Annotated in this window: 15 protein-coding genes and 3 pseudogenes; 16 read left to right on the forward strand and 2 right to left on the reverse strand. The window is 45.1% G+C overall.

Annotated features, from left to right (window positions below; all coding sequences use genetic code 11):
• Positions 1-99: 99 nt before the first annotated feature.
• From AC58UU_RS02740 to AC58UU_RS02750, 3 genes are all read left to right on the forward strand, one after another.
• On the forward strand, positions 100-2,961 hold the full coding sequence (locus AC58UU_RS02740) for a right-handed parallel beta-helix repeat-containing protein (protein WP_497312741.1): 2,862 nt from the start codon (positions 100-102) through the stop codon (positions 2,959-2,961).
• Between the two features lie 79 nt (positions 2,962-3,040).
• On the forward strand, positions 3,041-4,819 hold the full coding sequence (locus tag AC58UU_RS02745; RefSeq protein ID WP_497312743.1) for a hypothetical protein: 1,779 nt from the start codon (positions 3,041-3,043) through the stop codon (positions 4,817-4,819).
• Positions 4,820-4,849: 30 nt separating this feature from the next.
• Positions 4,850-5,986: a glycoside hydrolase family 88 protein gene (locus AC58UU_RS02750; RefSeq protein ID WP_497312745.1), complete on the forward strand. Its 1,137-nt coding sequence runs from the start codon at positions 4,850-4,852 to the stop codon at positions 5,984-5,986.
• Between the two features lie 360 nt (positions 5,987-6,346).
• Here the strand turns inward: AC58UU_RS02750 and AC58UU_RS02755 are convergent, their stop codons facing one another.
• The gene (locus AC58UU_RS02755) at positions 6,347-7,237 is read right to left on the reverse strand and encodes a helix-turn-helix domain-containing protein (protein WP_497312747.1); all 891 of its coding nucleotides are present in this window, start codon (positions 7,235-7,237) and stop codon (positions 6,347-6,349) included.
• A 429-nt stretch (positions 7,238-7,666) separates the two neighbouring features.
• Between AC58UU_RS02755 and AC58UU_RS02760 the strand changes: the two genes are divergently transcribed.
• Genes AC58UU_RS02760 through AC58UU_RS02780 form a run of 5 tightly spaced genes read left to right on the forward strand, consistent with a single transcriptional unit; the run spans position 7,667 to position 13,292 of the window.
• Complete coding sequence (locus AC58UU_RS02760; RefSeq protein WP_497312749.1) at positions 7,667-8,599, forward strand: aldo/keto reductase; 933 nt, start codon at positions 7,667-7,669, stop codon at positions 8,597-8,599.
• Between the two features lie 17 nt (positions 8,600-8,616).
• On the forward strand, positions 8,617-9,762 hold the full coding sequence (locus AC58UU_RS02765; RefSeq protein WP_497312751.1) for a glycoside hydrolase family 88 protein: 1,146 nt from the start codon (positions 8,617-8,619) through the stop codon (positions 9,760-9,762).
• A 13-nt stretch (positions 9,763-9,775) separates the two neighbouring features.
• Positions 9,776-11,710, forward strand: coding sequence for a DUF8034 domain-containing protein (locus AC58UU_RS02770; RefSeq protein WP_497312753.1), 1,935 nt, complete (start codon positions 9,776-9,778; stop codon positions 11,708-11,710).
• Positions 11,711-11,739: 29 nt separating this feature from the next.
• A complete protein-coding gene (locus AC58UU_RS02775) occupies positions 11,740-12,624 on the forward strand; it encodes an amidohydrolase family protein (RefSeq protein WP_497312755.1) in 885 nt (294 codons plus the stop codon).
• A complete protein-coding gene (locus AC58UU_RS02780) occupies positions 12,621-13,292 on the forward strand; it encodes a hypothetical protein (protein WP_497312757.1) in 672 nt (223 codons plus the stop codon). The genes AC58UU_RS02775 and AC58UU_RS02780 overlap by 4 nt, the downstream gene beginning before the upstream one ends.
• Positions 13,293-13,697: 405 nt before the next feature.
• Here the strand turns inward: AC58UU_RS02780 and AC58UU_RS02785 are convergent, their stop codons facing one another.
• On the reverse strand, positions 13,698-14,507 hold the full coding sequence (locus tag AC58UU_RS02785) for a helix-turn-helix domain-containing protein (protein ID WP_497312758.1): 810 nt from the start codon (positions 14,505-14,507) through the stop codon (positions 13,698-13,700).
• 135 nt (positions 14,508-14,642) lie between these two features.
• Here AC58UU_RS02785 and AC58UU_RS02790 point away from each other — a divergent pair, with 135 nt between their 5' ends.
• The 8 genes and pseudogenes from AC58UU_RS02790 to AC58UU_RS02825 all read left to right on the forward strand — a co-directional run.
• A complete protein-coding gene (locus AC58UU_RS02790; protein WP_497312760.1) occupies positions 14,643-15,890 on the forward strand; it encodes a hypothetical protein in 1,248 nt (415 codons plus the stop codon).
• A 78-nt stretch (positions 15,891-15,968) separates the two neighbouring features.
• A complete protein-coding gene (locus tag AC58UU_RS02795; protein ID WP_497312762.1) occupies positions 15,969-18,029 on the forward strand; it encodes a hypothetical protein in 2,061 nt (686 codons plus the stop codon).
• A gap of 22 nt (positions 18,030-18,051) precedes the next feature.
• Positions 18,052-18,249, forward strand: coding sequence for a hypothetical protein (locus AC58UU_RS02800; RefSeq protein WP_497312764.1), 198 nt, complete (start codon positions 18,052-18,054; stop codon positions 18,247-18,249).
• A gap of 154 nt (positions 18,250-18,403) precedes the next feature.
• Positions 18,404-18,640: pseudogene (locus tag AC58UU_RS02805) on the forward strand (heterodisulfide reductase-related iron-sulfur binding cluster); the annotation flags it as partial.
• Between the two features lie 2 nt (positions 18,641-18,642).
• A pseudogene (locus tag AC58UU_RS02810) lies at positions 18,643-18,999 on the forward strand (sigma-70 family RNA polymerase sigma factor); the annotation flags it as partial.
• A 59-nt stretch (positions 19,000-19,058) separates the two neighbouring features.
• On the forward strand, positions 19,059-19,727 hold the full coding sequence (locus tag AC58UU_RS02815) for an ABC transporter ATP-binding protein (RefSeq protein ID WP_497312766.1): 669 nt from the start codon (positions 19,059-19,061) through the stop codon (positions 19,725-19,727).
• Between the two features lie 456 nt (positions 19,728-20,183).
• Complete coding sequence (locus AC58UU_RS02820; protein WP_497312767.1) at positions 20,184-21,188, forward strand: LacI family DNA-binding transcriptional regulator; 1,005 nt, start codon at positions 20,184-20,186, stop codon at positions 21,186-21,188.
• Between the two features lie 130 nt (positions 21,189-21,318).
• Positions 21,319-21,426 (forward strand): annotated as a pseudogene (locus AC58UU_RS02825) (sugar ABC transporter permease); the annotation flags it as partial.
• Positions 21,427-21,838: the final 412 nt, after the last annotated feature.

Genomic DNA, 21,838 nt, shown 5'->3' on the forward strand with positions numbered 1-21,838 from the left:
GAGGCAATAGTTAAGAATAAGAAACGTAGCTTAAGACTCTAGAAGTTTGTTTTGATCTGGATAATTGAACACAAAATTATCAAAGAGGAGTGAGTACAAATGAAAGTGAACACAAATCGATGGAAGAGTCGATTATCGAAATTGTTGTTGAGTGCCTTAATTATTGCACCATTGTCTGTAGCAGCCCCAAGCTCTGAAGTGAAGGCCGCAGGAACCACTTTTTATGTGGCAACAAATGGAAGCGATTCCAATAATGGAACATCGGTAAGCACCCCGTTTCTAACGATTCAAAAGGCTGCTCTCACGGCGCAAGCTGGGGATACGGTCTATGTGAGGGGTGGGACGTATCGTGAAACAGTTACCCCAGCTAATTCTGGCACTGCGGGAAACAAGATTACTTACCAGAATTATTCGGGTGAACCCGTTATCGTAAGTGGAAATGATGTTATATCAGGGTGGACGCAGGACAGTGGAAATATTTATAAAGCTCCTATGAATTGGACCTTAGGGGCAGGTAACCAAGTGTTTGTGAATGGTGCCATGATGGATGAAGCACGTTGGCCTAATCAAACAGGTACTTTGCTGCAGCCGACCCGAGCAACTGCAGATAGTGGTTCTAATGCCACACATATCGTAGATGCGGTTCTTCCCGGAGGAGATGATTTCTGGAACGGAGCCACACTTTGGACGACAAGCGGAACTGGATGGCTTGCCTTGACTTCAACCATTACTGACTATGTTGCAGCAACGCATACATTGACATTTGATGCTTTAAGGTATCCGGGATCTGCTTACGTTCCAGGATTGGGTGACAGATTTTATTTGTCAGGGATAAAAGGTGCTTTGGATGTAGAGAAGGAGTGGTGGCATGATTCAGCCAACTCTATGCTCTACTTATGGGCACCAGGTGGTGGAACCCCGTCAAGCCAAACAGTTGAAGCAAAAAAAAGAATGGACGCCTTCGATCTATCGGGAAAAGGCTATGTAGATGTTAAAGGAATTCAGACTATAGCTTCGACAATTAAAATGGATGGTTCGACCAATAACTGTGTGCTTCAAGGCATCACTAGTACATATATTTCTCATAATAAGCTGAATACAACAGCCAAGGAACAAATCAACCTAGGAATCATCTTGGATGGTACCAACAATGTAATCCGTGACAGCGAGCTTGCCTATAGCTCCGGCAGCCTTCTTACGGTTAAAGGCACCTCGAACCAAGTGATTAACAACAATATCCATGACGCGGGGTATATACCGGATTGGGACGGGCTAGTGAACCTTAAAGGGGAAAAAAGCTTGATTAGCCATAATACCGTGCGTGATGCAGGCAGATCTACCATTGCCTTCTCTGCCGGAATGAGCGCGAATGAGATCGAATATAACGACATTTATAATGCAGGCTGGCTAAGCACTGACCTGGCAATGATCTATGGTGCCAATACAGATGGAGGGAATACGGAGATACATCATAATTGGGTACATGATACCAAGTCTCCTAGTTTAGGTTTAGGTATTTATCTGGATAATGTCACCAGCAATTTTATCATTCATCATAATGTGACTTGGAATAACGTCGGCATTCAGCTGAACATGCCTTCGAGCTATAACCTGATCTACAATAATACCGTGTGGACCGGTGCTACTACAATTAATACTTATGCTAATACTGCTGCTTGGAATAAGGATATGTACGGGGATCGGATCTTTAACAACATCATTAAAGGGTTAGAAGCAGAAGTAGTTGCAGCGAATCAAACTAACGGCTACAATCTCACGAGCTCCCCGGGGTTTGTAAATGAAGCCGGTCATGATTATCAGTTGCTTTCTACTTCAGCTGCCAAAGATGCAGGGATCGTCATTCCTGGCATTACAGATGGCTATGTGGGCAGTGCTCCTGATATTGGTGCATATGAGTACGGAGGAACCAATTGGACAGCAGGTCACAATTTTACGACACCGCCTAGTCCGACCTATTCTACTCCTAATACACCTAATATGAACTTGGCTACGAACGCGGGATTTGAGCTAGGGGACCTTACCGGCTGGTCAACAACGGACGCTGGAAATGCTGTATTGGTAAATGAGAATCACTGGGGTAAAAATGAAACGCAAGGCCAAACTCGTTCACAGTTCTATGGAGTAAAGCTGAGCGGTGGGGTTGACGGTGTGGCTCAGACGATTACAGGCTTGCAACCGAATACGAATTATGTTGCTGGAGGCTGGCTCAGAACGCCCGCCGGTGAAACTGCCGTGTTAGGTGTCAAAAACTATGGTGGATCCGATGTGTCGACCCCATCTACCAGTTCCACCTGGACCTTTGTTAAGGTCAATTTTAAGACAGGGGCAGCGAATACAAGCGCCACCATTTACTTCAAGAAAACTTCTACTGGAGACGGGGTAGCTTATGCCGATGATGCAGGGCTAGTGCTTGATCCAAATGTTTACCAAACCATATATTCGTTTGACGGCTTTGAAAGTGGATTTAGTAATTGGGTGGCAGCAGCAGGTTTTCCATCATTAAGTGTAATTAACCATTCAGGTGGCCACAGTTATAAGGTCAATGAAGATATTGATAACATCTATCAACAATTCAACACTAGCTACAACAAAGTGGTTACGATGTGGTTTTATGACGATGTCACTTTTAGAACCATGCGAAATTCAGCGTTTGTGGATGACGGTGTAAATAGTCGGGCATTAGAGGTCTATACCCCGCAAGATCCAGATCATTACTCATATCGGGTAGACGGTACACATACGGCAACAACCATATCCAGAAGCACAGGCTGGCATGAGTTCAAGTTTGACTATACTTCAGGTACTAAAGTGGATATGTATATCGATGGAACACTCGTTGCATCACCGACTGGCGTGACTAGCTTCAGCAAGATAAGGATAGGAGATTTTTGGGCTGGAGATACGACCACAACGTATTTTGATGATGTAAATGTTCAATAAAAGTTGTAAGAGCCGGATTTGGAGTGATCATACTCCAGGTCCGGCATTGTTAGAAATTCTAAAGAAAAGGATGGGACATATGAGTCAGGTCTCTAAAGTAACTACATTTGGTGATATAGAATCTAAGCTTACGGAGTTTCTTGCAAGGCAGGAAAAAATAGAAGCGAACCCCGACACAGGTGTGAACCGTGAGACGTATTTGGATCTGGTTCAGGGAATTGTTGACTTCTTCAAAGGACATCAGGATGACAAGGGGGCGATCTTGGATCCTGTGGTCGGTGAGGAGAGGCAATATTCCACACCTAGTTTTGCGGCGACTACAGCAGCATTGGTGAAGTTTCGGGGAAGAACGGATTTGCTGGATCCTTCGTGTAGGGCCTTGACGTACAGCTTGGAATGTTTAATAGAAGGGAATGCGAAGTGCGATAACCACGGCAACTTCTACACAACGCAGCTCGTTCATGCCTATTCGTGGCTTCAGGACATTGCCCAACCAACGTTAGTGGAGAAATGGAAGAGCATGTTCGCACGTGTCAAGTCGGAAATTGCTTATCGGCAAGCTTTCCATAACTGGTCTGTTGTCGCAAATGCTGGGGAAGTGATGCGTTTGGAGCAGGGGATTGGTGGAAATCTGGAAGAGATTGATGCAAATCTCGATATTCAAGTGCCACTTGTAACCGATCTTGGCATGTATGTGGATCCGAACGCTCCTTTGTCTTATGATTTCTTTTCTCGTCTGTTTTTCCAAATGATGTTGAATCATGGTTATAACGGACGACATAAGGATTTTCTTGAAGAGACATCGCTGAAGGGTGCGCTCACATCCTTGTTTATGCAGAGCCCGACAGGCGAGATTCTGTTGGGTGGCCGCAGTGCTCAGCATCAATGGAACGAAGCGGAGCAGTGCTATGTGTTTGAGACGTATGCGAAGCATTATCAAACGCTTGGCGACCAAGCGATGGCGGGCGCGTTCAAACGGGCTGCCAAGTTGTCACTTGCTTCTATCACTCGTTGGGTTAGACCGAGTGGAGAGCTGAATATTGTACGAAACTGGTATGACCCAAGCGAACGTGTCGGTTATGAAGTGTACTCGTTCCATTCCCAGTACAACTTGTTATGTGCCTTCATGCTGGCAGCTTGCTATGCGCAGGCCGATGAAGCTATTCCTGAAAAGGCTTGTCCCACCGAAACTGGCGGTTATGCCCTATGGATTGAGCCGCACTTTCGAAAACTTGTGCTAAACGGCGGCGGGTACTACGCAGTAATCCAAACCAAGGGTGAAAGGAACTACAATCCCACGGGCATTATTCGTATTCAAAAGCGTGGATTGACACTGCCGATTGGGCCGGCGGATATGGTTGCAACTGAGGGAAATCCGGACGAAGGGGCCATTTCTTATGCCATCAGCACGTACTACCGTGAGAAATGGCAGCGTACAGCGGATATGACACGTGGCGATCTGGATGAAGTGAAAGTAGATATTTTGGAAGAACAGCCTGACCGAGTTGTGGCTCAGCTTACGTATATTGGTGGACTAACAGTAAATATTTGGAAACGTAAGATTACCTTGGATAAGACCGGTGTAACCGTTGAAGATGAAGGCTCGATGAATTTCCACGAGGAAATTCCGATCCTATTGTTCGACGGTCGAGATGAGTCGGAGGTTACTCTTTCAGACCGTCAGTCACAGGTGAGGCTTCGTGACGAAATGCAGCAAGTGGAGATTCTTGAACCTACAGACGAAGGACTTGCTTGGACCGAGCGAAGCGGTCTTTCCCGAAATGGCAAGTTGGGTTCCCTCATGTATGCGACAAAGGGAAATAAGACGTCTTACCGAGTTTCATTGAGCAAAGTGTAATTTATACATATGAATAAGGGGAGAGAAACAATGACACAACTGAATACACCAACTAAAAATTGGATAGACGAGGCGTGGGAGCGTACGGTTGTTAAGGTCAGTAAAACAAGCAGACGGATTGGTGCGACCTTTCCCCATATTTCAGTAAATGGGAAGTATGACAGCATGAAGGCGGAATGGTGGACCAGCGGCTTTTGGTCAGGTCTGCTGTGGTTGATGTACCGGGAAACCGGAGACGAGAAATTAATGGAATACGCCGCTTCGTGCGAAGAGCAACTGGATGCTGTTCTGGAAGATTATTACAAACTAGATCATGATATTGGGTTTATTTGGAGCTTGTCAGCAGTAGCCCAATATAAAATTACGGGCAATGATCAATCGAAGCGTCGTGGGTTGATTGCAGCAAGTCATTTGGCTGCAAGATTCAACTTGAAGGGAAACTTCATTCGTGCTTGGCCTGACAATGCAACGGAAAGTCGCACGGGATGGGCTATAATCGACTGTACGATGAATTTGCCAATCCTATATTGGGCATCCGAAACGCTTAACGATCCAAGATTCAAATACATTGCTATGGCCCATGCTGACACGGTGCTACGTGAATTTGTTCGCGAAGATGGCTCTGTGCGCCATATTGTTTGCTTTGACCCTTTTACGGGGGAGCGAGTTAATGTTCGGGCGGGACAAGGCTATTCGGAAGATTCTGCATGGTCGAGAGGGAATGCATGGGCGCTTCATGGACTCGCTCTTTCCTATCGCTATACGAGAGAGCAGCGGTATCTGGATGCGGTGAAACGTGTTGCACATTTTTTCATTTCTGCATTGCCTAAGGACAGTGTGCCGTACTGGGATTTCCGCGCTCCGAAGGAAGAACAGGATTGCGTGGATACATCAGCAGCCGCTTGTGCAGCGAGTGGTCTTCTCGAAATTGCGAATTGGGTTCCGGAACTCGAAGCCTCCCTATATAGAGAAGCAGGAGAACGTATCATTAGATCGCTCTACGAAAATTACGGGGCTTGGGATAGCGAGGAAGAAGGTCTCGTTACCAAGGGAACTATTTATTACAAATCTGAACGTTATCCAAATCATGTTCCGATCATTTACGGCGACTTCTTCTTTGTGGAGGCTTTGACCAAACTGAAAGGCCAGAGGGAAGTGCTATGGTAGGCAGCGCGGGGTAACAAATATAATCAATAAGGTGTATTAAAGTTGGGTCACACAACGGTTAATTGTACCAATGTGTGGCCTGTTTTATTTTTTCACTTTATTGGAGCGAGCGGGTTTCGTTTCGACGACAAACCTGATGATTCGGCACTGCGGACACATGTGCGCGCTGATGAAGCTGTATCATGAGTTTTATAAAGCGAAGCGGTAAGGTTGATGGTAGTGAGCAAGCATCATGGGTGAATGGTGCCATTATTCCCGTGGATGGCAGGTATCATCTTGGGTATTTGCTAGCTTAAATCAGACGTGACTAGAAAATACTCCTTGGATGGGAATGCGTAAATGAATTTGAGAGTTTGTTCATTAATCTTGCTGTTGTAGTTTTTTTCTATATTTCATTGGTGTCGTGCCTACAAGCTTTTTGAAAGCCTGGCAGAAATAAGGGAAATTGTTCATCCCCACCTCAATGCTGATCTGCTCAATTCCTTTGTTGCTTGTTATTAATAACAGACAGGCTTGTCTGATACGTCTGGCGAGAATATAATCCATCAAAGTAGCGCCGGTTTCTTGTTTAAAGATACGAGATACATAATATTTGGATATATGCAGATGATCCGCTAACGTATCGAGTGAAATTTCTTCTGAATAATGTCCCTCTAGCCAATTCATGATTTTTTCAGAATAACGAAGCTGTCTTTGTGGATTTAATCCATTTCCATTTTCAATTGGATTTCCAAATCCTTTTGCATAGAGAAATTGAAAAATCTGCAGCAGGAGTAAAGCGAAATTTTGCTGTTTGGCATCGAGCTGGTATTTGGAAAACCCTGTATGATGATGCTGAAATAATTGGCTGATAAAGCTATTATTATCAATTTGCTGGAGCACCTGCTCTTCGAGTTCATTTTTCCATAAATGCTGAAAATAAGCATTCAAGTGTGGAAATGAAGCGAAATAGGGTTCAAATATAGAGGGCTCTAAGGAGATGATCGTTCGTTCGAATGGGGCATCCGGATGAACTTCAACTTGAATGTGATGTAGTTGATATGGTTGCAGGTAGAGGAAGTTGCCAGAATGAATCGTGTAGACTTTGCTATTTACTACAATTTGCCCAGTGCCTTGATGCACATATAAAAATTCCATACCCTGATGGCAATGGTAGAATCCTTTATAATTCTCAGTCGTTATCTTGCGATAGCTGAAGCGATAGGGGATTTCATGTAGTTCTACATCTTCTAGGAATTTCATCGTCTGCATGCCTCCTGATGATTAGCTCAGAATAGTGTAACATGTCCTAATCAATCATGACAAGAAAACAACAATTCCATGCAAGACAGTGTAACTTTGAGCTATAAGGTAGACAATGGAACAATGGATCGGATGGGTGAGTTATTTGACAGGAAAGCTGTTATGTCCGGAAGGAATCTCTTGTTACAGGATTGCATTATCGTGGTCTATCAAGGAACGTATAAGCTCCCTACAGATTAACTAGGATTTATCCACCATATATAAGGTTTACAACATATAAGGATGCGAAAAATTAAGCTTAAGTAAAGTAAAAAAGAAAATGTTCACAACTATACGTAATCCATGTAACACCTGTGGGTTGTGCAAAATAACAACATTTCAGTGTCATACAGCAAAACTAAAAAATGACCTAATGAATTATAATAGTAATATCAATGAATGAAGATAAATAAGGATGTGAACAAAGTGGAATACACGACATTTGGCAAAACGGGAGCTAGGGTTTCGAAGCTGGGTCTTGGGGGTGCTCCACTTGGCGGGGATTACGGTCCGGTTACAGATGAGCAAGTAACAGAGGTGATCGATCGGGCGTTGGATCTCGGGATCAACTTTATCGATACAGCACCGTTATATGGAAGAGGAGAAAGCGAACGCCGTATTGGGAAAGCGCTGCAGGGCAAGAGGGAGAAAGTATTTCTTGCGAGCAAAGCTGTTATGCGGGGGGAGTCCTATTCGTACGACAATACGATTCGTTCTGTGGAGGAGAGTCTTAAGCGCCTAGGGACGGATTATCTGGATCTCATTCAAATGCACGAACTTTCGGAGATGAACACGGAAATAGGAATGAACGAAACTATTCCCGCCTTTCTGAAGCTGAAGGAGCAGGGGAAGATTCGAGCCATAGGAGTAAATGCTTTTAATCCAGCGCTGTTGCTACCCTTTATTCGCTCAGGACATATCGACTCGGTACAGACATTCTGTCGTTATATGCTTATCGATTATTCGGCCATGGATGAGCTTCTGCCGACTGCCCGAGAGCATGGCGTATCCGTTATTAATGGAAGCGTTCTCGGAATGGGGCTTCTTGCGGATAATCCAGCGCCATTTATAAAGCAGGATTCGCCAATGTTTACAGAAGCACAGCGTCGAATCCAAGAGATAGCCTTCCTTCGGAAATCGGAGCCCAAGGGGTTGATTGAGCCTGCCATGCGGTTTAGCCTTTCTAGTCCGGACATTACAGTAACATTAACTGGAACGACTTCGTTACGCTCACTTGCCCTTAATGCAAGTTATAGTGACGGAGTAGGCTTACCTCAGGATGAATTGGATCGGCTGCTTACTTTATTTCCAGGTCAGCCAATAACATGGTAATAGGGGGATGTTGAAGAATGTCTAACGTAAATGCAAGCATTGAAACGGATGCATCGCGTGCACCGTGGGTAGACGAAATTTGGGATAAAATCATCGGCAAAGTAGGAAGAATGAGCGAGACCATTGGCGCTGATTTCCCATATATCTCATATAACGGAAAATATAATAGTGAAGAAGCCGATTGGTGGACGAATGGGTTCTGGCCAGGCCTGATGTGGCTGGTTTATCGTGAGTCCAAGGAAGAGCAGCTTAAAGAGACAGCTATACAGATTGAAGCCTTGATGGACCCTGTGCTTGCCGATTTTTATCCGCTGCATCATGACGTTGGGTTTATGTGGAGCTTATCTTCCGTGGCTCAGTACAAGCTGCTTGGCTGTGAGCTTTCGAAGCGGCGGGCCATGACGGCAGCTAGTCATCTGGTTGGGCGTTTCAATGCGAAAGGCCAATTCATTCGGGCTTGGAACCAACCGGAGCGGGTTGGTTGGGCGATTATTGACTGCATGATGAATTTGCCGCTTCTTTATTGGGCAAGTGAAGAGTCAGGAGATCCGCGTTTTAAGCACGTGGCGGCTTTTCATGCGGACACGACTTTGCGTGAATTTCTTCGTCCGGATGGCTCGTCACACCATATCGTGTGCTTCGATCCAGAAACCGGCGAGAGAGAAACAGCGCTTGGCGGACAAGGTTATTCACCGGATTCAGCATGGTCCCGCGGTACTGCATGGGCGTTATACGGCATGGCCCTTAGCGCACGCTACACGGGAGATCAACGTTATATCGATGCAGCTAAACGTGCAGCGCATTTTTTCCTCGCCAATGTTCCCGAAGATGGATTACCGCCTTGGGATTTCCGAGCTCCTTGGGAAGAAGGAATGGCGATGGACTCAAGTGCGACCGCCTGTGCAGCCAGCGGCATGCTGGAATTGAGCTTATTAGTCCCTGAGGGCGAATCTGAGCTCTATCGCCGTGCGGCCGAGAACCTAATTTTTAAATTAAATGCAAAATATACGACTTGGGATGATCCGAACGAGGAAGCGATTCTTCTGATGGGTACTGCCAATCGACCTAAGAAAACTCACGTGAACGTACCGATGATCTATGGCGACTATTTCTTCGCTGAAGCAGTCTGCAAGCTACGCGGCGCACATGATACATTCTGGTAGGAGGGAGCATCCAATGACACCAACTAACAAATCCAATTCCACTACCGCTGCCATCTATGCGAGTGATTCATGGACAGCGCCAACTTGGGCGCTCACGGAGCGGAAGTTAATCGATACATTGAACGAGGCCGCAGTGGAATATGTACGTAGATATACACGAGAAGATGGGACGATCGTTTGGCGTGAAGACTGGCCAGGAATGGACGGATCGGATGATCCCTATGAAGCGTTCATGAATTTATCCCTGCTTTACGCACTCGGCGGCAATGAAGAGATTCTGCGTTTGTCCCGCCTTATGTTTGATGCGATTACTTGGCAGTGGACTGAATATGGTCAAATTCATAATGAATTTGATGCGTATTATGACTGGATGCATCACGGCGAGGGTTCCTTATATTTCTATTTCCTTGGCTTGTCCGATCCGCATTTGTTGAAGAATCGTCAGCGTGCTGTTAAGTTTGCTGAGTTATACACGGGTAAGAATCCGGAAGTGCCTAACTATGATGCAGAACGAAAGCTGATGCGCTCACCAATTACGGGCAGTAAGGGACCGCGCTTCCAGATGACGGAAGAGGACTGGGTAACCCATAGAGGTGTGCTCGATGATTATTTGGCACCATTCGAGGACATTCCAGGTGTAGACTTCGCAAGCGGGAAGTGCAAGTGGTCAGATGATAACATCTACAGTGAAATCATAAGCAGAATGAACGAACGGAAAGCCAAGGGAGATGTCCCGCTGAATTTGAACGCAACCGGCTTGATCACGAATGCGTTTATGTACACGGGCGATGAATCGTACAGGCAGTGGGTGTTAGACTACTTGTCCGCTTGGGAAGAGCGTACGCTTCGTAACGGCGGATTAATTCCAGACAACGTCGGATTAAACGATATCATTGGGGAGTACAACGATGGCAAATGGTGGGGTGGCTATTACGGCTACCGTTGGCCGCACGGTTTCATGTCTATCATCGAACCGCTAACCAATGCAGGCATGAACGCTGTGCTTCTGTCTGGTGATCGGAGTAAGTTAGATTTGGCACGTTCGCAATTGGACCGTAATTGGGACTTAGGTAAAGAGATTAATGGGAAATGGCATGTTCCGAATAAGCATTTTGATTCCGGCTGGACAGACTACCGAATCCAAGTTCCAACCTATCCGATTTATTTATGGACGATATCGATGGCTGAGGAAGATGCGGCACGTGTAGACCGGATTCCCTATGAAGATCATTTCCGGTTGATCGATATGCCCACGATTTCTGGTAGAAATCCGGCTACACGCAAGGAAACCAAGCATTACATTGCAAATACAGTACCTTGGTACTTATATATGCGAGGGCAGTTCCCTGACTATCCAGAGCGTATTTTGCAGCAAAATCTGGAGCTAATCGCGATTCAATTGGAGAAGCTTCGCTCTCCTAAGGGGGATCCAACCAGCTGGGATTGGGATCATCCTTACAGTATTCATGAGTGGCAGGAATTTTCTCCTGTCTACTTCGAAGGCTTACTGCAAATGATGTTAGGCGCTCCTATGCACATTTCTCACGGTGGATTACAGCATGCCAGAGTGCGTTATTTCGATGCCGACCTTAAACGCTGCGGTCTTCCAGAGGACATCGGTGCTATGGTGGAAGCGCTTGGTGATGAGTTTGTCACCTTAACGCTTGTGAACCTATCGGCGTTCAAGGAACGTGAATTAATCGTACAAGCGGGCAGCTTCGGTGAGCACCAGTTTACCTATATGGAGAGCTTTAATCAAAGCGGCCAGAAGGTTGGCGAGGGAGAGCTCGATGGGAAATGGTTACCGGTTACCCTTGCTCCAGGAGCAGGAATTCAATTGAAACTTCATATGAAACGTTATGTGAATCAACCGACCTATGAGACGCCGTGGAGTGCAGAAGTGGCAGGGGGGACGGCGAAGCTTATCCGAGGCCGTAATCAAGTATAGGGCGTAAGAACGAGGAGAGTATGTAATCCATGACATCTATTCGTCAATCATTTACTAGAGATGTTAACCATGCCTATCTCGATAGCCATGTCCATTTCTGGAGGCTGGAGCGTGGCGATTATCATTGGCTTAAGCCGAGTAATCCGGTTCTTTATCAAAATTATGTACCATCGGATCTGTTTGGTCTTGAAGATGCTAATGCTTTACGTGGAATTATCGCCGTACAAGCGGCACCGACAGTGGCAGAGACGGAGTTTTTACTTGAACTGGCACGTGAAAATGATCGAATCCTCGGTGTTGTAGGATGGCTTGATCCTTTCGCAGATTCATTCGTTGACGAATATAGACGTTTACGTAACAACCCGCAATTCGTTGGGATCAGGTTGGACCGTTCCGTCTTCGAGCAGTGCAAAGAGCAAGTGCCATATTGTCTAATCGCGCATCTTCGCCTGTTGGAGGAAGATGGTTTTCCCATCGACCTGCTGATCGGACCGGAACAGATACCAACCGTACTTAAATACCTTAAATACGTACCTCACTTAAAAGCTGTTATTAACCATCTAGGTGGTCCACCTATTCAGAGTGGTGATTTAGAACCTTGGTCAGCATACATCGACGAGCTATCCAGCTTCCCTAATGTGTATTGCAAGTGGTCCGGCATGATCACACCCGCTGGTGGGATGAATCTGCATCTACTTAAACCGTTTATTCGTCACACTGCGGAACAATTTGGACCCAACCGTATTATGTTCGGTAGTGACTGGCCGGTAGCTTTGATGGCAGGAAGCTATAACGATGTTGTTCAATTATTCGAGCAGCTGCTGCCTGAGCAGTGGAATGACAAGGAGCGAGCAAGCGTACGCGTCAACAATGCCAGGGCATTTTATTTTGGGATTAAGGAGAGTGAAGGATGATACATAGACTCCTCTACTACTCCCAACTTCGCAAAGGAATGGCTAGCGAATTTCAACGCATCATGAAAGAAGATACCAACGCGCTGCGTAAAGAATGGGCAGCGTTAGGGCTATCGAATGTCTCCGTTTTCTCTTGCGATCTATATGTTTGTGTGTATGCTGAGGCATCTAATGGTCCGAGTGTACCAGTATGGGACTGGCCGATGTCTTTCGAACAATACCTAGAGAAATGGCCAACTGAACCTGATCATGACGTTTATTCTAGTGAAACACTGCACAGGCTTGCGATCCCAATGATAGACGTTTTTCATGACGGGTTGCCGGTAGACACTGATTCCTGGCTCGGTAGCGGACGGGTCGAGGAGCGAGTAGGCTCGATTGCCAGATTGAAACCGGATATGGTATCGAGCTATATCTATTATCATTATCAAAAGCAAGAAGAGTCCCCGGACAGCTTTAATCAAACTTACATGATCGGTTCTTTTGGCAGGTTATTATTTTCCTATCATGAGTTACCTTCTAGGGTCAGTCCATTAAAACGTCAAGGATTGCTGACCACGAAGCATTCTCCGGACAATTGGCACGAGGTGATGTACCCTCATTTTGAGCCATGGGAAGAAGCACCAGAAGGGCAGCATCTGTGGCGTAAAATGGAGCGGCTAATGTGACAACTGCCGGTTATGAGTCAAGTGACTCTTAACCGGCAGTTGCTATTTTAAGCTCTTATTCGATTTCGTTTATTACATCGATGGTACACTTGTTTCATCGCCGACTGGCGTGACTAACTTCAACAGAATAATGATAGGAGATTTATGGTCTGGAAATACGAACACAGCGTATTTTGATGATGTAAATATCCAGTAATAAGTGAAAACCGGATTGGAGTCTTCCTACTCCAGTCCGGCTTTTTGACGTTAAGGATCATATGTGCAAAATATCAACAAAACCGTGAAAACCAGCGAAACTTTACAGCCAAGTTATGAAGTACGATAAGGGTGGGGCTCAAATCCGTACCGATGGTCAGATTTCACAAGTGGTCATAGTACGTGGGGAAATCCTTTGATGCCAACAGTTTATGGGAGTTCATGGAATGTACTTTTACGTAAATCTGAAGCTTTTTTTCCTGTAAATTGTTTGAATTGTCTACTGAAGAAATAAATGTTGCGGTAGCCTAACGCTTCCGCTACTTCCGTCACTTTCATACCGCTAAAACGCAGAAGATGTTCGGCACGTTCAATTTTCGTCTGAATGATGAAAATTTCTAATGTGACCTTCATGATTTCTTTGAATTTGATGGAAAAATATCGGGGAGATAGTTGGACGCGTTCAGCTAGATTTTCCATGCAATGTGACATGCTGGGATTTTGCCGAATAAAACTAGCTACCTCCCGAATGGATTGTTCAAGATGATGGCTCGCCGAAGATTCCTTTGATTGACCATCCAGATCGTCACGATGTAAATAAATGAGCAGCAAATTTAACATTAGCTTGGCTTCTTCTGTACTACCAAACCTTGGATTGAGAAGCGTTTCCACGTATCGATTCAACATGGTTTCGAACATAAAGGAGTCCGAAACGATCCGGTAAGCATCCGGCAAATCGACTTCTAAGGATGGAAACGGAAAATGAATATATGTGATGGTTAGCGGTTTATGCGGATTATGTTTGGCCAAAGTAAGGTCACCCGGACGAAACAGAAAGCAACTGCCCCGGGAAAGTGCATACGTATGCCCGTTTAGAAGCATCTCGCCTTCACCGCTCCATACATACCACAAATCGCAATCTTCGAAGGGGCGATCGATCCTATCCCATTTCCACGAATCTTCGCAAGTGATTTTGCCAAAGGATACACCTAATTCAAGAGATAAATGCATTATAGTCATAAATATCCACCTCCAAGTTTATGTAGTATAGTATAAATGTTTTACTGGTATAATGCATTTATTTTATCATATTTTTCAGATAAACTGAATGTATATTGAAGTAAAATAATATAAATAAATTGGGGGCTATCATATATGTTGAAACCGTTTATGGAGATCGAAGATTGGGACAGAATAGGATTATCTGTGGCTGAATCGGCGAAAAGATTGCAAAGAATTGCTTATATCGATCGGCAATTGATGAGAATTGAAGCGGGTCATATGATCGCGAGGCCTGAATATGAAATCAAAGGCGCTTTAGGAAGAATGGTCTGGGAAGACGCCAGCCACTATGATCAATTTCGCAATCGATGCAAGCAGATGCGTATGAGTACGGTTGCTTTTGATAAATGTCCAGATCCGTTTCTTGAGCGTACTATGACTAAATTGCTGGATTCAGGAAATACCTTATCTTTGCTCGCGGCGATGTTTGAGGTCATCAAACCGGCGCAGATCGAAGCCATTCAAGATTATCTCTCTCTAGCTCAGCCAATCGCTGATTATCCAACCATTCATATGCTGAGACATCAACTGATGGATCGAGAAAATCAAGTCCAGTGGGGGCTCGAAGCCATTCGTGCCATCTCCAAGCAGACAAATGAGGAAGAACGCACGCAGGCAGAGAATTGGAAAGCTTGTATGAAGGATTACTTGCTGGCTGCCAGTGGTGTAAATGGTCTGGGAGAGCGTAAAGAACTGGACCCTACACTTGAAGTCGCTTCCACTTCGTTTGAATTACCGGAGTCGAGTACGCGTGACAGTCGTTTCAAAAAAACCGTTGCCAAATTTACGGATGTTACTTTTGAAGATAGTGATGCAGGACGGTTTAAAAGGATGATGTTTACCCGATTTAATGAAATGACACCAGCTGAAGCAGTAGCCTGTGTTCACTTTGCTTCCCAAGGGAAGCCATGGTTATTTTATTATGATACTGCTCGTCATTTATGGGATGAAATCCGGCATTCCTGGTTTGGAGAAGCTGCACTGCGAATCCACGGTTTCAATATTTATGAGTCAGCTAACTGGACAGGCTGGTATGATATGACCAAGAATCTGTTTAGCATCGAGGAGGCTTATACCCATTTAACGATTGCTATCGAAAAATCAGCGATGAAATATCCTCCGGGGAAACGGGAGGAATGGGAATTTTGTCGTGACGTTGTGAAGGACTCCTTAATGACCACGTTTCAGGATTTTGATTGGGCGGATGAAGTCGTTCATGCCGGCTTTGGACAGAAATGGGTCATTGACCATCAATATAATGGAGATAGTACGCAAGCTCAGCAAGCGGCCGACCTCACTTCGGAAAAGCGGAACGCATTTATGGCTCGTTATGCGAACTAAGGTAAGGAAACGAAGAACTTTTTTGCCGGTGACTATTGAGATTGTTAAGATGACAGGACATATTATCGGAGGTACAGCATGTTTACAGCAAACGAACTGGACTATTTAGAAAGCTTATCCGGGTTAAACCCTATTCAGCAAGACATCGACGCGTTTAAGCAAAAATGCAAGTTAGATGATCTCGAAGAGACCGGAATAACTCGTGACAAATATTTGGACTTTTCAGAAGCGCGAGTTCGTCAATTCGCCCCATTTTTAAGTGAATACGGGGGGATGCTGGATCCAGGCGATGGGAAAGAACACGAATATGCAACCGCTGCATTTGTAAAAGCCGGAGCTATTCTACTAGCAAACGATCGCTGCAAGGATCTCAAAGATCAGATTTTGCTCGCGATGGATTGGGCCAGCACCTGTTTGGGTGAGAATAAAGTCCCTGACGATCATGCGGATTTCACGACTCACATGCTGGTTCGGGCATATCAGATTCTGGCGCCGATGGTAGATAGAGATCGGAGCGATACTTGGAAAGCGAGTTTGTCCAACGTTGAGCCTGAGGTAACGTATTGCCAAACGGTTCGAAGTTTTCCAGACATTCGTACCATCCGTAACTGGGCTACTTATGCGATGCATGGCGAAATGATGAGGCTTAATGAAGGGTTCACGGACTCTATGGCTTTCATTGATAAGTATTTGAAACCGCAAATGCCGCGTTTTACGCGTGAAGGGCTATACCGCGATCCGAATATTCCGGTCGCTTATGATTTGGCTGCGCGTCAACAACTTAGCGGGTTAATAGATGCCGGTTATAACGGCGAATGGAAGACATTTCTAGAAAGGCAGCTTCGCAAAGGTGCTCAAACGATGCTGTTTATGCAGTCTACCACCGGGGGAACGAGTTGCGGAGGCAGGAGTAACCAGATTATTTGGAATGAACTGACCTTTGCCAATCTGTGTGAACGGGAAGCCTCGCTTTATGCCAAAGAAGGAGATCAAGAATGGGCAGGTATCTTTAAACGAGCTGCACGCAAAGCACTACAATCCATTCTGCGCTGGATAGAGGATCCCACCGAATTTCGGTTGTTGAAAAATAGGTTCGATAGCGGTCTCCGTAACGGTTGGGAGTTCTATGCCTATTATTCGACATACAGCTTGTATGCTGCTCAAATTGCAGCTTCATGCTTTGAAGGTGCTGACGAAAGCATACGCGAGAAGGCAGCGCCTTCGGATTTGGGCGGATATGTCGTGCCGATAGAGTCCTTCAACCGGATTTATGCTACTACGGGACCTCAGCAAGGAGCTTATCATCTCGTAATGGATACTGCCGCGCAAATGGGTCATGACGCAACTGGATGGGTGCGGCTCCACAAAGCGGATTATCTGGAGGAAACGGCGCTCTCAATGGGGATAGCTGGGCTGAGCGGCAATATTCACTTGAATTATTTTGTGGCCAAACAAATCATTCCGCGCCCCCATACGCCAGCAGCTATCGGGCTGACTTGGAGGGATGGACACGGTGCCTGGCACAGGTTAGCTGGCTTTGGCAGAAGAAAGCACGAAACGTTTGCTTCTTTGAATGAGAGCGGGGCGCCAACAAATCCTGAAAAGCTGCATTGGAATGCTTTGCTTGAAAGTGGGGATGTAGATGATGATGGGCTATCCTTCAAAATACGTTACGAGTCTACGGGACTTCAGCTTTTAAACGATATGGACTTGCGTATACCAGATGATCATCTGCACCCAGCTTATTTGCGAGCTGTCGCTGATATACTGCCTAGGCCTGGCATCGAAGGAATAGAGGCGATCACGGAAAGCTATCGGATTGCCCGAGAAGGCGTGACAACGACATGGTCGGTGGAGGCAGCAGAGGACACGGAATTATCCGCAATTGGTGTAACGGTTCCGGTTCTCGTGTCAAACGGAACCGATGAGACAGTCATCCGCGTGAAAGGGAATAAGCTTTTCGTCTTTTATTCGAATGCCATCTATGCTATTCAGCCTGATGGTGAATCTAGCGATGTCGAACTTGAGCTTCTTCCTGGGTTGATGCCGAATCGAAATGGCAACTATCGTCTCGCTCAATGGATTAGCAAGGATGCGAAGAAGGAAATCAAGCTTCATTTCTCATTAGAACAGGGATAATCTAAAAATAGGAGGAAAATAATTGAAAGATCGCTTGATTACTCATCTCGGTGAAGATCAACAAGCCTACAAGCAAACAGGTTGGCCAAATCTACCGCTTGATTATTTCCGATCCGATAAGTTCAACTCACCACATGGCATTTGCGTCGATTCACAGCACAATGTATATGTGGCGGAGTGGACGCAATTCGGCCGTATTACCAAGTTAGCTCGCAAGTAACGAGAAGGGGATGTGCTTTTTCAATTATTTGAGTATAAAGCAATTAAGTAAAGTCGATTACTTCTTCCATCCCCAGTACGAGCTCCATCGTGCTGGGGATGGCTTTTTTATAAATATTTAAATGATTAGTCGCTTTAGGAAGGGATGAGAACTTATGAAAGTTTCTTTATTTATCACATGTTTAAGCGACCTTGTATATCCAGTTGTTGGTGAATCCATGGTTCAGCTGTTGGCTAGATACGGAGTGAAATTGAATTTTCCTGGGGGGCAGACATGTTGCGGTCAGCCAGCTTTCAATAGCGGTTACTGGGATGAAGCGAGGGGTGCGGCATTAACACTACTTGAGGCTTTTGATGACAGTGATTTTGTCATATCGCCATCTGGTTCATGTATATGCATCTGCGTTCGCTGAAGAAAACGCGCAAAGACGTGTCCTTGCATGATCCCATCGGAACGGACAAAGAGGGGAATGAGATTACGTTGATCGACATACTTGGCACGGAGGCCGATGATGTCGTGGATAAGGTACAGCTCAAGATAGAGAAGAGCAAAATCTACCGTAATCTGGAGATATTGGATGATCGGGAGAAAGAAGTCGTGGTTGGGCGGTTTGGGCTTGAGCTTGGCGGGGAAGAGCGGACGCAGCGGGAGATTGCGAAGGAGCTCGGCATCAGTCGCTCCTATGTGTCGAGGATTGAGAAGCGAGCGCTCATGAAGCTGTATCATGAATTTTATAAGGCGAAGCGGTAAGGTTGCGAATCGGATACTTCATTTATTTGGACATTGTGCAAGTAATGGAGGTGAAGATTATGACGTTAATTCATATCGAAAATGCCAGTAAGTATTATACAATGGGCGAGGAAACGATTAAAGCATTAGATGATGTCTCGATAGATATTGATCATGGAGAGTTCGTGGCCATCATGGGGCCTTCAGGTTCCGGCAAATCCACACTGATGAACATCATCGGGTGTTTGGATGTTGTAGATAAAGGTATCTATGACCTGGATGGTCAAGCAATAAACGTGCTTAAGGATTCACAGCTTGCCGAGATTCGGAATCGGAAGATCGGGTTTGTATTTCAGAGCTTTAACCTGCTGCCGAGATTAAGTGCTTATGAGAATGTGGAGCTTCCGCTCATCTATCGCGGGATGACGAGAAAACAACGAGAGCCATTAGTCTTGCAAGCGTTGGAAGCAGTGGATTTGTTGGATCGCAGGAAGCATTTTCCTTCAGAGTTATCTGGCGGGCAACAGCAGCGTGTTGCTATTGCTAGGACGTTGGCTGGAGATCCACCGATTATTTTGGCGGATGAACCTACAGGAGCATTGGACTCGAAAACAGGCGCGGAGATTATGGATATTTTCAGGCGGTTGAATGAGCAGGGTAGGACGATTATTGTGATTACGCATGACCGGCAGGTTGCGGAGCAGGCGAAGCGGGTTGTGAGGTTTCGGGATGGGCGGTTGTTGCATTGAGTTTGGAATGAAAAAATATTGGGTATTATGAGCAATTGTAGGTAATGGTGAAAGTAATCTTGATCAATTATTTGGTTAGAGGCTCATTAAATATCAAAATTCGTTCTTACTCTGTAAAACCCGTGCAAAATTGCGCGGGTTTATTTTTAATGTATATTGGTAGTAAAAAGATAAATGCAAGGCAGCTCAATAAAATAAAAGAATTTATATCCATGGAAGTTAATGTTTCGGGGTCCTGTACTCTGATTTTGTAGATTTTGCGGGATTTCGTCCAATGGATAGATCCAACTTAGACACATGGTATAAGATAGGCATGTGTAACTGGTGGATCCTTATAGCAAATGAGAAACAAACCGCTATAAATCCCTGTAAAAACATTGACAACTTAAATAAAGGGAACCTATAATTAAGAAAGCGGTTACGTAAACGTTTTTATGAGAAATGAGGGCAATAATTATGCGTTCGGGTATTAAGCAGGTAGCTGAACATGCTGGTGTTTCAATAGCATCTGTGTCTCATGTTATTAATAACACCCGCTATGTATCGGATGGAGTTAAGCGCAAGGTTTACCAAGCGATGGAAGAGCTTGATTACCGTCCCAATTCAGCAGCCAGAAGTTTGCGCAGCCAGAAATCTAATACTATCGGCCTTATTGTGCCGGTACTCCCCTCGGATACCTCTAATTTCTTCTTTATGATGGTAGCGCAGGGGATTCAGTATACATTGAAGCAGCACGGCTATCATTTGCTGCTGAGCAACAATACAACGGAACAAATTGAAGATGAACAAGAACAGATTAAATTGTTTAATTCCAAGTTGATTGACGGTTTGTTCATTGCTTCTATTGCTGAAGATGTCAGTTATTTAACTGATATTGTGCGTTCGAATTATCCCGTAGTGTTTATCGACCGTAAACCTGCCGGTTATATTGGGGATTGTGTGCTGGCTGACGGCATCGGAGGCGCTTATGAAGCAGTCCAAACCCTTATTTTAAAAGGCCACCGTCGAATAGGGATGCTAACCGGCGAACTTGGTATTACAACGAGCAATGAGCGCTATGAGGGATATAAAAAAGCATTAGCAGATCACGACATTCCATTTGATTCTTCTATTGTGAGGATCGCGGAATCCAACCTTGAGAGCGGTTACGAGAGCGTTAAAGATCTGCTTGTGGAGCAGGAAATAACTGCGTTGTTCATTGCTAATAATGTGTTAACAATGGGCGCCATGAAATACATGCAAGAACGGCGGATTCAAATCCCGGCCGAGCTGGCCATTATTGGCTTTGACGATTACGATTGGACTCAGATTACTTCCCCGCCGTTGTCGGTTATCCGGCAGCCTTCTTATGAGATCGGCGTGAAGTCGGCAGAGATCATGTTAGAGCGGATTGAGAAACCAGGTACGATTAGCAAAGAATACAGACTACCAACCTCGTTAATCCTGCGAGGCTCATGTTAAAAAGCTGATCCGGCTTTTTTTGACTTTCAGAAAAACGTTTGCGTAAACGTTTTTCTGAAAAAAGAAAGGGGTTGTATCATTTATAATGAGCACATTCAAAGAACCTCTCAAACAGATCAAAGCCAACTAAGAGCTGTATCTTCTCATTTTGCCAACTGTGATTTATTTCATTATTTTTAAATATTGGCCGATGTACGGGGGCCAAATCGCATTTAAGGATTTCATCGCGATGAAAGGGGGTTTTGTTTAATCAGAGTCTTAGAAAACTTAGCATCGTCCTTTATTGTTTTTTAACTGGCAGGGTCCACAGCGATAATCATTGATTCGTTTCGTTCGGGCGATTATCTCGAGTCTTCCGTTTATTTGTGCAAACGTATATATAATCGTTACAGATACAATTGTCCGCGGTAACGGTGGGGCGTTTACGGGAACAATTTTGATGATTTTACGACCAAGGGAAATTTGACGTTAGATGCAATACGGAAGTTCCAAGCTCGACTTCCGACCAGGGGAGGCCTTCGCTTCGGCGTTCGCTTTTGGCAGCCCTCTGACATCGAGGGCTTTTTCTATTACTACTTCATCACGCTTTACTCCTGGGATAAGTCTGAGGGGTAAATGATTATTCTAGGTTTCGCTTATCATCATTATTT

This window comes from Paenibacillus sp. JT22N1 (assembly GCF_059692155.1).

Excerpts from the sequence above, each read along its gene's own strand:
- AC58UU_RS02740 (WP_497312741.1), top strand. The coding sequence starts at position 100 with ATGAAAGTGAACACAAATCGATGGAAGAGTCGATTATCGAAATTGTTG.
- AC58UU_RS02745 (WP_497312743.1), top strand. The coding sequence starts at position 3,041 with ATGAGTCAGGTCTCTAAAGTAACTACATTTGGTGATATAGAATCTAAG.
- AC58UU_RS02750 (WP_497312745.1), top strand. The coding sequence starts at position 4,850 with ATGACACAACTGAATACACCAACTAAAAATTGGATAGACGAGGCGTGG.
- AC58UU_RS02755 (WP_497312747.1), bottom strand. The coding sequence starts at position 7,237 with ATGCAGACGATGAAATTCCTAGAAGATGTAGAACTACATGAAATCCCC.
- AC58UU_RS02760 (WP_497312749.1), top strand. The coding sequence starts at position 7,667 with ATGAAGATAAATAAGGATGTGAACAAAGTGGAATACACGACATTTGGC.
- AC58UU_RS02765 (WP_497312751.1), top strand. The coding sequence starts at position 8,617 with ATGTCTAACGTAAATGCAAGCATTGAAACGGATGCATCGCGTGCACCG.
- AC58UU_RS02770 (WP_497312753.1), top strand. The coding sequence starts at position 9,776 with ATGACACCAACTAACAAATCCAATTCCACTACCGCTGCCATCTATGCG.
- AC58UU_RS02775 (WP_497312755.1), top strand. The coding sequence starts at position 11,740 with ATGACATCTATTCGTCAATCATTTACTAGAGATGTTAACCATGCCTAT.
- AC58UU_RS02780 (WP_497312757.1), top strand. The coding sequence starts at position 12,621 with ATGATACATAGACTCCTCTACTACTCCCAACTTCGCAAAGGAATGGCT.
- AC58UU_RS02785 (WP_497312758.1), bottom strand. The coding sequence starts at position 14,507 with ATGACTATAATGCATTTATCTCTTGAATTAGGTGTATCCTTTGGCAAA.
- AC58UU_RS02790 (WP_497312760.1), top strand. The coding sequence starts at position 14,643 with ATGTTGAAACCGTTTATGGAGATCGAAGATTGGGACAGAATAGGATTA.
- AC58UU_RS02795 (WP_497312762.1), top strand. The coding sequence starts at position 15,969 with ATGTTTACAGCAAACGAACTGGACTATTTAGAAAGCTTATCCGGGTTA.
- AC58UU_RS02815 (WP_497312766.1), top strand. The coding sequence starts at position 19,059 with ATGACGTTAATTCATATCGAAAATGCCAGTAAGTATTATACAATGGGC.
- AC58UU_RS02820 (WP_497312767.1), top strand. The coding sequence starts at position 20,184 with ATGCGTTCGGGTATTAAGCAGGTAGCTGAACATGCTGGTGTTTCAATA.